The sequence below is a fragment of the Nocardia sp. 852002-51101_SCH5132738 genome (genome assembly GCF_001665695.1).
Taxonomy (GTDB): Bacteria; Actinomycetota; Actinomycetes; order Mycobacteriales; family Mycobacteriaceae; genus Nocardia; species Nocardia nova.
This window is the reverse complement of record NZ_LZML01000035.1, coordinates 1-14940: the sequence shown is the minus strand read 5'-3', so window position 1 is coordinate 14940 and position 14940 is coordinate 1. Positions and strand designations below refer to the sequence as shown.

Here is a 14940-nt window from a genome sequence, read left to right as displayed (position 1 = left end):
GAGGACCACGTGACCACCCCGGAATCCGTCCGACTGACAAGCGCCGTCGATCCCGCGACCGCGGTCTCGCGGCTGGCCTGCTCCGGCCATTTCAGTGACTACATCGTCTATGAGCGGCCCGGCCGATGGGTGTTCGCAGCCGCCCCGCTCGGCCGGGTCGAACTGGACACCGACGAGCTGCGGGTGAGCACCTCGGCAGGGTCTGCTCGCGAACGCTGGACCGGCAGACCTGTGGACGCGCTGGAGCGGGCGCTCGACTCGCTGCGGGTGACCTGCGGCCCGGGAGCCTCGGGTACCGCCTATGGCTGGATCGCCTTCGAGTTCTGTGCCGATGCGCTCGGCGCGCAACGGCACCTCACCGAGAGAGCCGATTTGGCGCACGTGATCATTCCGCGAATCGAGGTGACAGTCACCGAATCGGGGGTCGGCGTCGATGGCGCGACCGCTGCCGAAGTCGAGGTGATCGAGCAACTGCTCCTGTCACCGGCCGAGCCACTGCCGACACCGCATCCGGTCGACGTGCGCGCCGATACCTGCGGCTACCGTGCACGTGTGGCGGCGGCCGTCGCGGAGATCGCTGCGGGTGACTATCAGAAGGTGATCCTGTCTCGCCGGGTCGAGTTGCCCTTCCGGGTCGACCTGCCTGCCAGTTACCGTCTGGGCCGGGCACACAACACACCGGCCCGGTCGTTCCTGCTGCGGCTCGGTGGTCTGGCCGCAGCGGGATTCAGCCCGGAGCTGGTGGTGTCGGTCGACGACGAGGGTGTCGTCACCACCGAACCGCTGGCGGGCACCCGGGCGCTGGGGCAGGGCGTCGCGGCAGATCTGGCCGCCCGCAATGACCTGGAATCGGACCCGAAGGAGATCGTGGAACACGCCGTCTCGGTGAAGACGTCGTTCGCCGAGATCGCTTCCATCGCCGAACCGGGTACCACGACGGTGGCCGACTTCATGGCGGTTCGCGAGCGCGGCAGCGTCCAGCATCTGGCCTCCACGGTGCGCGGCAGGCTCGCCCGGCACCGGACCCGGTGGGATGCGCTGGACGCGTTGTTCCCGGCGGTCACCGCGTCCGGCATCCCCAAACGGGCGGCTGTCGACGCCGTGTTCCGCCATGACGCCGCCCGCGGACTGTATTCCGGTGCGGTAGTGACACTTTCGGAAAGCGGCTCACTGGAGGCGGCCCTGGTGTTGCGGGCGGTGTACCAGGACGCGGACGCGGCGTGGGTGCGAGCAGGCGCCGGCATCGTTGCTCAGTCGCGGCCGGACCGGGAATTCGAGGAAACCTGTGAGAAGTTGGGCAGCGTCGCCCCGTATCTGGTGCCCGCGATCTCCCATGGACCTGGGTCGACTCCGCGATCACCGATGGTGACGGGCAGGCGATCGCACCGCTCCTAGCGTCAGGAATCATCGATTTCGCATCGGCACTGCCGGGTATAGCGGCGAAGTTGCGTCGCCCACGCGTGCCTGATTAGTCTCAGGCATGCTCGGCTGGATTCACCCGTGATCGCGCCTCCCTCGATGCCACCACGCGACGCCGAGCGGCTTCGGCGGGCTACCGGCCCTGCTCGTTTTCGGTCGCTGCCCCGCTGTCGAGGCTGACCGTGGATGTGCACGTAACCCTCGCCGGCCGAGGAGATCTCGGCGGGCAGATATACCGGCAGATCAAGGCCGCCGTGCTGGACGGGCGGCTGATCCCGGGTCGGCGGTTGCCGCCTTCCCGGGAACTGGCGCGGAGGCTGGCGGTGTCGCGCAATACCGTGACCGGTGCCTACGACCGACTGGTCGCCGAGGGGCTCGCCGAGAGTCGGGTCGGCGCAGGCATTTTCGTACGCGCGACGGTCGCGCGGCAGCGGCATCACCCGGCGGACGCGACATCGGCTGCGGTGGTCCACCCGCAGCCGTTGTGGGCGGATATCAGGGTGCCCGCGCCCGGCTTCTTCACCGACACACCGCCGTACGACCTACGGCCGGGCATTCCGGACGTGCGGTTGTTTCCTTACGAGGCATGGCGGCGGTTGACCTCGCAGGCGTTCCGGAGGTCGTCGATCGGCACCGGAATGCCCATCGACCCGGCGGGTCTCCCCGCGCTACGGGCGGCCATCGCCCGCCACATCGGGGTCTCGCGGGCAGTTCAGGTGACCGCGGACGAGATCATCATCACGCAGGGCATCCAGCAGGCGCTGGACCTGGTGGGACGGGTGCTGCTACGGCCGGGCGACCGTGTGGTCATCGAAAACCCGTGCTATCCGCTTGTGCGGGAACTGTTTCGCAGCCTCGGGGCAGACGTCGTGGGAGTCGACGTGGACTCGGAGGGCTTGCGGGTCGATCTGCTTCCCGATCGCACGCGGATCGTGTGTGTCACCCCATCGCATCAGTTCCCGCTCGGCGTGCCGATGTCGAGCCGGCGCAGGCGGGCGCTGCTGGACTGGGCGAGTAGTCGCGACGTAGTGGTGATCGAGGACGATTACGACACCGAGTTCCGCTATGGTGGTCGTCCGCTCGAGACGCTGCACAGCATCGACACCGCAGGCCGGGTTATCTACGTGGGAACGTTCTCCAAGGTCATGCTTCCGGTGCTCCGGATCGGTTTCGTCGCCGCTCCCGCGCCGCTGTTCGCGGCACTGCGCGCCGCGAAGTACGTGACCGACTGGCATTCGCCGCAGCCTGCTCAGGTCGCTCTTCTCGGCTTCATCGAAGAAGGCATGCTGGCCAAACACATCCGGCGGATGCGCCGGGAGTACCAGGCCCGCCATGAGCGGATAGTCGAACTGTTGAGCACACGCTTCGCCGACTTGCTGACCGTTATTCCGTCGGCGGTGGGCCTACACGTATCGGCGTGGACCCAGCCCGGCGTCGACGCGGCTGCCGTCGCCGCCCGCGCGCGAACGGACGGCGTCGGCATCTTTCCGATATCCCGGTATCGCATGAGCGACGGTCCCGACGGCCTCATCGTCGGATACGGGGCCATCGCCACAACCGACGTCGACCACGCGCTCGACTTGCTGCGCACCGCGCTGGAGAGGAACAGGCAACCGCGCAGCGAAACCGGGACTGCCACGTGTAGCGGCGATTTCACGGTGGGCTGCGGCCGCGCGGGCAACTGATGTGCAGAGCGCGGGGGTATCCACACGCCGCAGGTTGGCCCAGCGCAGTTCGACGATATTGGCTCTTTGTCGCGGAGCCGGCCGCCGATAGCGTTCAACCCCAAACCTCAACGGGCAGAAGGCACTTCTGTCCAAGCTCTCGGCGGAAGCAGACTGTGAAGATCATCGAGGCGCCTGAAATAGGTCCGACGCCCGCCCTCGACGAGGCGTGGACCTTCTATCGTGAAACGTTCACCGAGATCAATGCAATGGCGGCGCAGCGCCATCTCATGCGCCGTGACGAGTTCATCGACGTCATGGGTGATGAGCGGATCGTCAAGTACCTACTGACCGACGATGACAACACCATCGTCGGGCTCGGTGTGTCGACGAACGACTTGGAAGCGTGGCCGCTGATCTCGCCCGCCTATTTCCGACGGATCTATCCGGCGCACTTTGCGGCCCGCACGCTGTGGTACATCGGTTTCATCGGTGTCCGGCCCGACCTGCGCGGCGGCTTCGCAGCCATGCTGGAGGCCATGTCCGCCCCGCAGCGCGACGCCGGTGGCATCGCGCTCATGGACTACTGCGCGTTCAATGTCGACGAGAAGGCCGTGCTCGCGTCCTCGCTGCGAATTCTGGGGCGCTACAGCGAGCCGAGGTTGCGGACACTCGACACACAGACATTCGTCGCTTATGAATTCGGGGAGCGTTGATGGCGCGCCGATGGCGGCACGACAGCGCCGGCCCGATGACCTTCGGGATGGAACTGATCCTGGACCTGGGTGGCTGCGCCCCGGAGGGGATCAGCGACGCCGAGGCCATCAGGGGGTACGCTCGAGAATTGGTCAAGCTGATCGAGATGAAGCCCTTCGGCGAGCCGCTAATCGAGCACTTCGGCCACGACGATCCGGTCACCTCCGGCTACACCTTGGTGCAGTTGATCGAGACCTCCAGCATCGTAGGGCATTTCAGCGAGAAACTCGGGCGCGCCTATCTGAACATCTTCTCCTGCCGCCGCTTCGACTCCGAACTCGCGCTGCGGTTCAGCGCGGACTGGTTCGGCTCGGACGAGATTCGGCAAACTCTCATCATCCGGTAGTGCGGGGCGGAAGACGCACGTCAATTGTTGTACCGGCCGGCGAATACGTCTCCGGGAATGCTGGTCGCATGTGCAACGAGGTGCCGAGAATCCACTGTGTGACGTGGTGACGCGCCGTCGCGCGCACGCCGCTGCGGCTCGTCACCGCAGGTCGGCGCGCACGCCGCGCGGTCAGCGCACGCCGCGGCGGCGGTCGGCGAGGCGGCGCATCTCCTCGGCGGCCGCCCGCATCTCGGGGGTGATCTTGAAGTGGCCGCCCCATTCGTTCAGGTCGTCCGGCCCGTATTCGGGGGCGGGCAGGATCTGGCGCAGGAGCTTGTCCGGCAGGCCGCGGCGCTGCCATTCGCGCGGATAGCCGAGCGAGACCTCCTCGAACCGGACACCGTCGTAGAAGGTGGTGCGCGGGATGTGCAGGTGGCCGTAGACCGAGCACACCACGTTGTAGCGGGTGTGCCAGTCGGCGGTGTCCTCGGTCCCGCACCACAGCGAGAACTCCGGGTAGAACAGCATCCGGGTGGGTTCGCGCAGCATCGGGAAATGGTTGATCAGCACCACCGCGGAATCGGGTTCCAGCGCGTCGAGCCGGCGCCTGCTGTACTGGACGCGAGCCCGGCACCAGGCGTCGCGCGTCAGGTAGGGGTCGCTGGCCAGCAGGAATTCGTCGGTGGCGACCACATTGCGGTCCCGGGCGATGGCCAGCGCCTCGGCCTTGGTGTACGCCCCCTCGGGCATCCACGAATAGTCGTAGAGGATGAACAGCGGCGCGATCGTCACCCGCCCGCCGTACTGTTCGGCGCCCGCACCCTCCCAGACCGGGAATTCGTCCTCCGGGGTCACCACATCGAGGTCGCGGCACAGCGCGACCAGGTAGTCGTAGCGGGGGGCGCCCTTGATCTGCACGGGATCCTTGGTGGTGGTCCACAATTCGTGATTGCCCGGGACCCAGATCACCTTGGCGAAGCGTTCCCGCAGGGTGCGTAGCGCCCAGCGGATGTCGTCGGTCTTCTCCCCCACGTCGCCGGCGACGATCAGCCAGTCCTCGGGCGAATCCGCGCGGATCTGCTCGACCACCGGTTTGTTCCCCTGATGACCGACATGGATATCGCTCACCGCCATCAACTTAGGAATCACAGTTCCACCATCCCATGATCATCGTGATGCGAGCACACCCGACCCTCGCGTGCGGACATACCCGGCGCCGCGTATTTCGCACACCGTCCGCGGTGCGCACGTCGGCGGCCGGGCACCGACACGCTTCCGGATAGGGCGTCGTGGTGTTCGGTCATACCGACCGCGGGATCTCACTGCCGACTCGAGCCCAGCGTCCCGACAGCGCCCGCCAGCTCACCGCGATCAGGCGCAGCAGGATGAAGGCACTCAGCCCGGACCAGATCCCGGCGATACCCCAGTCGAAGCTCAGCGACAGCCAGATCGCGGGCAGGAATCCCAGCAGCGCCGCGGCCATCGTGGTGGTGCGCAGATACGAGGCGTCGCCCGCGCCCAGCAGCACGCCGTCGAGGGCGAAGACCACCCCGGCGGCGGGAATGAGGGGCACGAAGAACCACCAAATCACATGCACGCGGTCCAGGACCGCCGGATCGTCGGTGAAAACCTGGGGGACGACGGCGTATCCGGCGGCGAAGATCACGGCGAGCACCACCGCGAACAGGGTGGACCACACCGTGATCCGGCGGGCCAGCACGCGCGCGCCGGATGCGTCGCCGGAGCCCAGCGCCGCACCGGTGAGGGTCTGCGCCGCGATGGCCAGCGAATCTAGGGTCAGGGCAAGGAAATTCCACAGCTGCAGCACGAGTTGGTGCGCCGCCACCGAGGCGGCGCCGAACCGGGCGGCGACCGCACCGGCGGAAACGAAACAGGCCTGGAACGCCAGACTCCGGACGATCAGATCCCGGCCGAGCACCAACTGCGCCCGCATGACTCGCGGATGGGGCCGCAGCGGCACCCGCCGGCGCACCAGCGCGGCCACGAACAGCCCGGCCGAGACGACCTGCCCGGCCACATTGGCCACGGCCGATCCGGCCAGTTCCATCCGGGGCGCCCCCAGCAGGCCGTGCACCAGCAGCGGGCACAACAGTGCCGAAACAACCAGTCCCGCAATCACATACACCAGCGGACGCCGCGTCTGCTGCACCCCGCGCAACCAGCCGTTACCGGCCATGGTGAGCAGGATCAACGGGACTCCGAACAGCGCGATCCGCAACCAGCGCAACGCCTCGTCCGCGATATCGGCGCCGCCCGCGATCACATCCACGACGGGTCGTGCGAACACCTGCAGCACAACGACGATCGCCAGTCCGGCGGCCATCGCGAGCCAACTCGCCTGCACCCCTTCGGCAACCGCGCCTCGTTCGTCACCGGCGCCGTGGCGGCGCGCGGAGCGAGCGGTGGTCCCGTAACTCAGGAACGTCAGCTGCGTGCTGACCTGACCGAGTATCAGGCCACCCACGGCGAGTCCCGCGAGCGCCAGCGCTCCCAGCCGGCCCACCACCGCCATATCGAAGAGAAGGTAGATCGGTTCGGCGACAAGCACTCCCAGCGTGGGGATCGCGATGCCGAGGATGCGCCGCGGACCCGCATCGTGGCGCGCGGCACCGGCAACGGCCGTGACACCGTCTTCGGGATGTGTCTCGACCATGCCTTCAGGCCCGGCCCCGGCGACCGCGGCGAACGTCCGCGGAGACCGCTACCGGCCACCGGCCGCGTCTCATGCTCAGCTCTCCCGGCCGGGGGCCAATTCCGCGAGCAGATCGGCAACCACGTCTTCGGACGTCCCGTATGTCGTATAGCCGGCGGCGTAGCGGTGGCCACCACCGCCCAGACCGGTCGCGACTCGGGCGACGTCGACGGCATCGCCGGTGCCTACACCGCTGTCGCGCGAGCGCAGCGATACCGTCCAGCAGCCGGCGTCGGTGCGGGACTGTTTGAATACCGCCGCCACATCCGCCTCGGCGGTGGTGCGGACGACGTCGATGACGCTTTCCACCTCTTCCGACCGCAATCCGTAGGAGTCGTCGCTGCGGACGAAGGCATAGACCAGTCCGGCGCCGCCGGCCGCCCGCGGTTCCAGTCGCGCCGATCCGAGCACCCGCGACAACATCGGCAACCAGCCGAAGGGATGGGTGTCCATCAGCGTGCGAGTGATTCCCGCGCCATCGATTCCGGTGGCCAGCAAACGATCGGCTAGCAAATGGGTGCCCGGACCGCCCCAGCGGAAGCACCCGGTATCGGTGACCAGACCGGCGAACAGGCAGTGCGCGATGTCCCGGTCGATCTCCTCACCCCAGGCGTCGAACAGCCGCGCCAGCACACTGGTGGTGGACTCCGCGGTCTCGTCGATCAGGTTCACATCACCGAAGCGGGTGTTGGAGCGATGGTGGTCGATCACCACAGTGGTTGCGGCGCCGTCGATTCGGTCCGCGAGCGCACCCAGGCGCCCGACGCTGCCGCAGTCGACGGTGACCAGCAGGTCCACTCGCTCCGCCACCTGTGCGGGGGGTACCAGAAACTCCACGCCGGGCAGCGAGCGCATCGATGCCGGGAGTTCGGCCGGCTCGGCGAAGGACACCTGCACCGGCACACCGCGCCGATGCAGCACCTGCGCCAGTGCCAGTCCACTGCCGACGGTATCGGCGTCCGGCTGCACATGACACAGCACGGTCACCGATCGCGCGGCCGCCAATACCTCGACGGCCGCGGCCGGATCCGCCGACGACGTCACAGCTGTCATTTCCAAGCTCGATTCTCCGGCGCTCGACTCACCGGCGACAGAACCGGGGAACCGCCTCGCGAGCCCCGCCCGTCCACCGCGTCGACCGCCGTCGCGGTCAGTCTTCCTCGTCGGGGTCGGGTTTGTAGGGATCGGCGTCGCCGGCATGGGTGGCGTTGGCCGCGACCTGTGCCACCTTCTCGTCGGCCGCACGGGCCTTCGCCAGCAGCTGTTCCATCTCGCGCGCCGCATCCGGCACCGTGTCGAGGACGAAACTCAGCGACGGCGTGAACTTGATCCCGGTGGCCGCGCCCACCTTGGACCGCAGCACACCCTTGGCCTTCTCCAGTCCGGCCGCGGCGCCCGCGAAATCCGGTTCGGCGGCGAGGGTTTCACCCATCACCGTGTAATAGACGGTCGCCTCCCGCAGATCACCGGTCACCTTGGCATCGGTGACGGTGACGAAACGCAGCCGCGGATCCTTGATCTCGTATTCGATCGCCGTCCCGACGATCGAGACGATCCGCTTCGCGAGTCGGCGTGCCCTGGCCTGATCCACCATGGCGGGCCCTCCTCACTTGTCATTCAGTCTTCGGGTCCGAAGATGCGGCGGCGTACTGCCAGCAACTGTAACTCCGGACGGGCCGCCACGTGGCGTTCACACTTGTCCAGCACCGCTGTGAGATGTCCCATCTCGGCGCTGACCAGTGCGACGCCCAACTGTGAACGGCGGTATTGATCGTGATCTCCGCCCTCGACCGCGCTGACGCCGAAGCGCTGCAGTTCGGCCAGTATCGGGCGGATCACCGACCGCTTTTCCTTCAACGAGTGCACATCGCCGAGCAGGATGTCGAACTCCAGCGCACCGACGAACAACGGCTCACCTCTTCACGTATCGCGACACAGCGCCCGGCGAAGCGAACGTCACGTCCGGTCAATGCCTGCACCGAACGTGACGTTCGTTCACTGTGGACGACTCAGTCGCGCGGCTTCTCCCGAAGCTCGTAGGCCTCGATGATGTCGCCTTCCTTGATGTCGTTGTAGCCCAACGTCATACCGCATTCGAAGCCCTCGCGGACCTCGGTGGCGTCGTCCTTCTCCCGGCGCAGCGATTGGATCGTCGTATCGGCGATCACCACACTGTCGCGCAGCAGACGGGCCTTGGCGTTGCGCTTGACCGTCCCGGAGGTGATCATGCAGCCGGCGATGTTGCCGAACTTCGAGGAGCGGAACACCGCGCGGATCTCGGCGCGACCCAGTTCGGCCTCTTCGTAGATCGGCTTGAGCATGCCCTTGAGGGCCTTCTCGATCTCGTCGATGGCCTGGTAGATCACCGAGTAGTAGCGGATGTCCACACCCTCGCGGTTGGCGAGTTCGGTGGCCTTGCCCTCGGCCCGGACGTTGAACCCGATGATGATCGCGTTCGACGCCGAGGCCAGGTTGACGTTGGTCTCGGTGACACCACCGACACCGCGGTCGATGACCCGCAGCCGGACCTCGTCGCTGATCTCGATGCCGAGCAGCGCCTCTTCCAGGGCCTCGACCGTACCGGAGTTGTCGCCCTTGAGGATCAGGTTGAGCTCCGAGGTCTCCTTCAGAGCGGCATCCAGATCTTCCAGGCTGATCCGCTTGCGGCTGCGCGCGGCCAGAGCGTTGCGCTTGCGCGCATTGCGCCGGTCGGCGATCTGGCGGGCGATGCGGTCCTCCTCGACGACGAGCAGGTTGTCGCCCGCGCCCGGCACCGAGGTGAAACCGATGACCTGCACCGGACGCGACGGCAGCGCCGCGTCCACGTCCTCGCCGTGTTCGTCGACCATGCGGCGGACGCGGCCGTAGGCGTCACCCGCCACGATCGAGTCGCCGACGCGCAAGGTACCGCGCTGCACCAGCACGGTGGCCACCGGACCACGGCCGCGGTCCAGATGCGCCTCGATGGCGACACCCTGGGCGTCCATATCCGGGTTGGCCCGCAGGTCCAGTGCGGCGTCCGCGGTCAGCACCACGGCCTCGAGCAGGGCTTCGATATTGGTGCCCTGACGCGCCGAGATGTTGACGAACATGGTGTCGCCGCCGTACTCCTCGGCCACCAGGTTGTATTCGGTGAGCTGCTGGCGGACCTTCTCCGGGTTCGCGCCTTCCTTGTCGATCTTGTTGACCGCCACCACGATCGGCACATCCGCGGCCTGCGCGTGGTTGATGGCCTCCACCGTCTGCGGCATGACGCCGTCGTCGGCGGCGACCACCAGGATCGCGATGTCGGTGGCCTTGGCACCACGGGCACGCATGGCGGTGAACGCCTCGTGACCCGGGGTGTCGATGAAGGTGATCAGGCGCTCTTCGTCGTTGACGTTGGTGAGGACCTGGTAGGCGCCGATGTGCTGGGTGATACCGCCGGCCTCGCCCTCGCGGACGTTGGTCTTGCGGATCGTGTCCAGCAGTCGGGTCTTACCGTGGTCGACGTGACCCATGACGGTCACGACCGGCGGGCGGACCTGCAGGTCGCCTTCGTCGCCCTCGTCCTCGCCGTAGCTGAGGTCGAAGCTCTCCAGCAGCTCGCGGTCCTCGTCCTCGGGCGAGACCACGTGCACGACGTAGTTCATCTCGCCGCCGAGCAGCTCGAAGATCTCGTCGTTGACCGACTGGGTCGCGGTGACCATCTCACCGAGGTTGAACAGCACCTGCACCAGCGAGGCCGGGTTGGCGTTGATCTTCTCGGCGAAGTCCGACAGCGACGCGCCGCGGGCGAGACGGATGATCTCGCCGTTGCCGCGCGGCAGCCGCACGCCACCGACCGACGGTGCCTGCATGTTCTCGTATTCGGCGCGTTTCGCCCGCTTCGACTTGCGGCCCTTGCGGGGGGCGCCACCGGGACGGCCGAAGGCACCCGCGGCACCGCCGCGACCGCCGCCACCACCCGGACGGCCACCGCCGCCACCGGGACGACCGCGGAAACCACCGGCCACGGGCGCACCCGCGCCACCGCCGCCACCGGCACCGCCGCCACCGCGGTAGTTACCGCCGCCGCCACCGCCGGGACGACCGCCACCGCCACCCGGCGCACCGCCGGGACGACCCGGACGACCCGCCGACGGGCCCGGACGGGCCGCACGAGCGGGCATCGCACCCGGATTCGGCCGGGGCGGCATCGAGCCGGGAGACGGACGCGGGCCACCGGGACGGGGACCGCCCTGGCCTGCGGCCGGACGCGGCGCACCCTGACCCGGGCCCGGACGCGGGCCACCCTGGCCGGGGCGCGGACCGCCCTGACCCGGACGCGGCGCACCCTGACCGGGCCCCGGACGCGGGCCGGGAGCCGGACGCGGCGCCGGGCGCTCGGGCGCCGAGGAGAACGGGTTGTTGCCCACCCGCGGGGTCTTCGGACCGGGCTTGGGACCGGGCGTCGCCGGACGCGGCGCACCCTGCTGTCCGCCGGGTGTGCGCGGCTGACCGGGACGCGGCGCGCCCTGGGCCGGACGGGCACCGGGCTGCTGCGCCGGAGCCGACGGGGCGGACGCCGACGGCGCCGCACCGGCGGAGGCCGCGGGAGCGGCCGGCTTCGGACCGGGCCTGACGGCCGGACCGGGCTTCACCGCATCGGGACGCGCTGCCGCCGCGGGGGTTTCGGCCACGGGAGCCGAATCGGCCTGCGCCGCAGCCGGAGCCGGACGGGGGCCGGGACGCGGACCCGGGGTCGCGCCACCGGCCGGCTTGGCGGCCGGACGTGCCTGGGCGGGACCGGGTTTCGCGGAGGATTTCGCGGAGCCGTTGGACGGGGCGGACTTCGCCGCGAACGACTCCCGCAGCCGACGCGCGACGGGTGCCTCCACCGTCGACGACGCCGACTTCACGAACTCGCCCTGCTCCTTGAGCGTTGCGAGTAGTTCTTTGCTCGTGACACCGAGTTCTTTAGCCAACTCGTGCACGCGGGCCTTGCCTGCCACTGCTCTCCTCACTGAGAGGTCGAGCGCGACAGTCTCTTGCTCCCCGTTCAGGGGTCAGGACGCCCGCACGACCTCGGGTTATCTTCGATGGCCGTTCATCGTTGGTACTTCACGGTGTGCTCATGAGTGCTCGTGCCTGTTCTCGACGTAGTGCTCCAGGGCTGAGATATCCAGTTTTCCGGACACTCGTAGCGCTCTGCCGAACGCTCGGCGCCGCTCTGCCATGCTCAGACAAGCCGAAACGGGGTGCAACCAGGCACCCCTCCCGGGAAGTCTGCGCCGCGGATCGGGAACGATCGCGACGACGGCGTCCCTGTCGGGAGCGCTGCCGGGCGATTGCGCCACGACCCGCAACAGATCGGCGGCCAGCTCGCGTTTCCGGCATCCGACACAGGTCCGGACCGGGCCGGGAGTTCGGGTTTTCACCCGAGCACCGACCTGGGCGGAAAGTGCGGATACCGAAGACTCGCGCTGAGCCTGTGTCCACTGTACCGCTGCCATGTCCCGATCTCCGCATCCAGCCCCTCGTTGACCCCCGCACTCGCACTGCCGTCTCGCCGCGGCCTACCCGTGCTGGGCGTGCGGCCGCTGCGATCCGGCCACGTCGGGGGCGGCGTCGGAGCGGATATCGATGCGCCAACCGGTCAATCGCGCGGCCAACCGGGCGTTCTGACCTTCCTTGCCGATCGCCAGCGACAGCTGGAAATCGGGGACCACGACCCGGGCGGCACGAGCCTCCGGATCGACGATCGTGACCGAGACAACCTTCGACGGGCTCAGTGCATTCCCGACGAAGGCGGCCGGATCCTCGGCCCAGTCGATGATGTCGATCTTCTCGCCCGCCAGCTCGCTCATCACGTTGCGCACCCGCTGGCCCATCGGGCCGATGCACGCGCCCTTGGCGTTCACCCCGGGCACCGTGGAGCGCACCGCGATCTTGGAGCGGTGGCCGGCCTCGCGGGCTACGGCGACGATCTCCACCGAACCGTCGGCGATCTCGGGCACCTCGAGCGCGAACAGCCGGCGCACCAGATTCGGGTGGGTGCGCGAGAGCGTGATCTGCGGGCCGCGCGCGCCCCGGGAGACGCCGTAGACGTAGCACTTGATGCGATCGCCGTGCTCGTAGGTCTCGCCGGGTACCTGCTCGGCCGGGGGGATCAGGCCCTCGGCGCCGCTGGCCTCGCTGCCGATGCGCACCACGACCGTGCCGCGGGCGTTCATCCGGGCATCGCGCTGGACGACGCCGCCGACGATATCACCCTCGTGCGTCGAGAACTCACCGAAGGATTTCTCGTTCTCGGCGTCGCGCAGGCGCTGCAGCACCACCTGGCGGGCGGTGGTGGCGGCGATGCGGCCGAAGCCCTCCGGGGTGTCGTCCCATTCGGAGACCACATTGCCGTCGGCATCGGTCTCGGTGGCCATCACCCGCACCACGCCGGTCTTCTGATTGATGTCGATGCGTGCGTTGGGCTCGTGGCCCTCGGTGTGCCGATAGGCGGTCAGCAGAGCCGACTCGATCGCGGAGAGCACTGTCTCCATCGAGATTCCCTTATCGGCGACGATCGCACGCAGGGCTTCGATTTCGATGTTCATTCCACGATCCCTTCGGTCGGCGCAACTTCTGTGTGTTCTCCCCGGGCGGCGTGTTCTCCCCCGGCGGCGGATGCGGCCGGATCGACTGCCTGATCGGTGGCGCCCGGTTCCGGGCGGCCCGCGGCCACGCCCCCGGCCAGTTCCATTTCCGCCGCACCGGGTGGGGAGAACTCCACCTGGACGACCGCGGATTCGATATCCGCCAATGCCACGCTCACCCGGCGGGGCGCGCGCTTACCGCCCAGCACCAGGGCCACCTCGGTGTCGGTGCTCGCGCCGACGCGGGCGTCGAAGGTGGACGCGCCCTCGGGGGCCTGCGCGCCCGGCCGCATCCGCACCCGCACCTTCCGGCCGCGAGCCCGTCGCCAGTGGCGCGGGGCGGTCAGCGGGCGGTCGACACCCGGAGTGGTGACTTCCAGCAGATAGGGGGTTTCGCCGAGATCGGCGGCGTCGTCGAGCACTTCCGAGATCTCGGAACTGACTTCCGCGATCGTGTCCAGATCGACGGTTTCGTCGCCGTCGACGGTCACCGTCACCCGCGCCTGCGGCCCGCCCGCGGCCGTGATGTGCACGCCCTCGAGGTCGAGCCCTCGGCGTTCGACGAGCCCAGCAACGAGCTGGCTCACCCTTTCCTCGGTCGGCATCGGCATATGGGGCGGCTCCTGGTTCAGTTGTGACGCGGTATTGGTCCTGGTACGGCATGGTCGGCGCGCATGTCCCGCGGATTGTTCCGCCGGAGGTCTAGCGTAACGCGCTGCAAGAGTGTAAAGGACCAGCCAACCCGGTTGAGTCGGCCCGGGGCAGGTTCTGCTGCGCGCCCACGGTCCGCCGGACGGTCTCGGGTGCGCCGGAACGGAGCGGCCGCCGCGCCCCAGCGCTTCCGTCCGGAAGCATCCCTCGGCGGGTCCGCCGGCGACACGCGGGCGTGCACCGCCGGCAGCACCCGGGCTCAGCAGGGCGGACGGACGACCGTCCCGGCTGCGAACGAGCGCGAGTGAGGCATGTCGGCGGGCTGGGCGCGAGGGCGCGTGATGATCACTGGCACGATGTAGGCGTGCCCAGCCGTCTCGATGTGATTCCGGTGCCGCCGGATCGGACCGTTCCCCCACGCCTCGACCGCCGCTCGCTGTTGCGCTCGGCCGGAGGTGGCGTGGTCGCGCTCGTCGCCGTGAGTGCGGTCGCGGCCTGTTCGGACGACAAGCCGTCGGTACCGGATGTGCTTGTGTCGCAGGAGGAATCGGCGCGTACGGACGCCGTGTGGGCGAAGGCGGCCATCGCCGCCGCACCGGAGCACACCGCCGCGCTGACCGTCGTCGCCGCCCAGCGCGCCCAGCACGCCGACGCGCTGCGCACCGAAATCGACCGCGCGGTAGGCGTATACGGCGACGGCACCAAGCCGAAATCCGCGACTCCCCCCGTTGCCGAACCGCCCCCTTCGATGTGCACGTCGTCATCGCCAACAAGGACGAGGCGGCCCGCACCGGAGCCGAGGAG

Annotated in this window: 14 protein-coding genes; 5 read left to right on the top strand and 9 right to left on the bottom strand. The window is 68.7% G+C overall.

The window, feature by feature from the left end:
- Positions 1–9: 9 nt before the first annotated feature.
- The 4 genes from A5789_RS05100 (at position 10) to A5789_RS05085 (ending at position 4185) form a co-directional block, all read left to right on the top strand.
- Positions 10–1395 (top strand): salicylate synthase, encoded by a 1386-nt coding sequence (locus A5789_RS05100; protein WP_227463064.1) that lies wholly within the window; start codon positions 10–12, stop codon positions 1393–1395.
- Positions 1396–1601: 206 nt separating this feature from the next.
- Complete coding sequence (locus tag A5789_RS05095; protein WP_082940470.1) at positions 1602–3104, top strand: PLP-dependent aminotransferase family protein; 1503 nt, start codon at positions 1602–1604, stop codon at positions 3102–3104.
- Positions 3105–3259: 155 nt separating this feature from the next.
- Positions 3260–3799 (top strand): hypothetical protein, encoded by a 540-nt coding sequence (locus A5789_RS05090; protein WP_064904159.1) that lies wholly within the window; start codon positions 3260–3262, stop codon positions 3797–3799.
- Positions 3799–4185 (top strand): S-adenosylmethionine decarboxylase family protein, encoded by a 387-nt coding sequence (locus tag A5789_RS05085; protein WP_064904157.1) that lies wholly within the window; start codon positions 3799–3801, stop codon positions 4183–4185. The genes A5789_RS05090 and A5789_RS05085 overlap by 1 nt, the downstream gene beginning before the upstream one ends.
- A gap of 171 nt (positions 4186–4356) precedes the next feature.
- Here the strand turns inward: A5789_RS05085 and A5789_RS05080 are convergent, their stop codons facing one another.
- From A5789_RS05080 to rimP, 9 genes are all read right to left on the bottom strand, one after another.
- Complete coding sequence (locus A5789_RS05080; protein WP_104406554.1) at positions 4357–5316, bottom strand: metallophosphoesterase; 960 nt, start codon at positions 5314–5316, stop codon at positions 4357–4359.
- Between the two features lie 151 nt (positions 5317–5467).
- On the bottom strand, positions 5468–6841 hold the full coding sequence (locus A5789_RS05075) for an MATE family efflux transporter (RefSeq protein ID WP_064904153.1): 1374 nt from the start codon (positions 6839–6841) through the stop codon (positions 5468–5470).
- 75 nt (positions 6842–6916) lie between these two features.
- Complete coding sequence (locus tag A5789_RS05070; protein WP_063019063.1) at positions 6917–7933, bottom strand: bifunctional oligoribonuclease/PAP phosphatase NrnA; 1017 nt, start codon at positions 7931–7933, stop codon at positions 6917–6919.
- A 97-nt stretch (positions 7934–8030) separates the two neighbouring features.
- Positions 8031–8474, bottom strand: coding sequence for a 30S ribosome-binding factor RbfA (gene rbfA, locus A5789_RS05065; RefSeq protein ID WP_030513162.1), 444 nt, complete (start codon positions 8472–8474; stop codon positions 8031–8033).
- 23 nt (positions 8475–8497) lie between these two features.
- On the bottom strand, positions 8498–8788 hold the full coding sequence (locus A5789_RS05060; RefSeq protein WP_063019065.1) for a DUF503 domain-containing protein: 291 nt from the start codon (positions 8786–8788) through the stop codon (positions 8498–8500).
- 101 nt (positions 8789–8889) lie between these two features.
- Positions 8890–11853 (bottom strand): translation initiation factor IF-2, encoded by a 2964-nt coding sequence (gene infB / locus A5789_RS05055; protein WP_064904151.1) that lies wholly within the window; start codon positions 11851–11853, stop codon positions 8890–8892.
- 120 nt (positions 11854–11973) lie between these two features.
- Positions 11974–12354 carry a YlxR family protein gene (locus A5789_RS35300; protein ID WP_082857046.1) on the bottom strand — a complete coding sequence of 127 codons (381 nt, stop codon included), beginning with the start codon at positions 12352–12354 and terminating at the stop codon, positions 11974–11976.
- A gap of 63 nt (positions 12355–12417) precedes the next feature.
- The gene (gene nusA / locus A5789_RS05050; RefSeq protein WP_063014867.1) at positions 12418–13446 is read right to left on the bottom strand and encodes a transcription termination factor NusA; all 1029 of its coding nucleotides are present in this window, start codon (positions 13444–13446) and stop codon (positions 12418–12420) included.
- Positions 13443–14096 carry a ribosome maturation factor RimP gene (gene rimP / locus A5789_RS05045; RefSeq protein ID WP_064904149.1) on the bottom strand — a complete coding sequence of 218 codons (654 nt, stop codon included), beginning with the start codon at positions 14094–14096 and terminating at the stop codon, positions 13443–13445. Before rimP ends, nusA begins: the two co-directional genes overlap by 4 nt.
- 404 nt (positions 14097–14500) lie before the next feature.
- On the opposite strand from rimP, the gene A5789_RS05040 reads away from it, so the two are divergent.
- A partial coding sequence (locus A5789_RS05040; protein WP_156772987.1) for a hypothetical protein occupies positions 14501–14940 on the top strand: 440 nt, incomplete at its 3' end.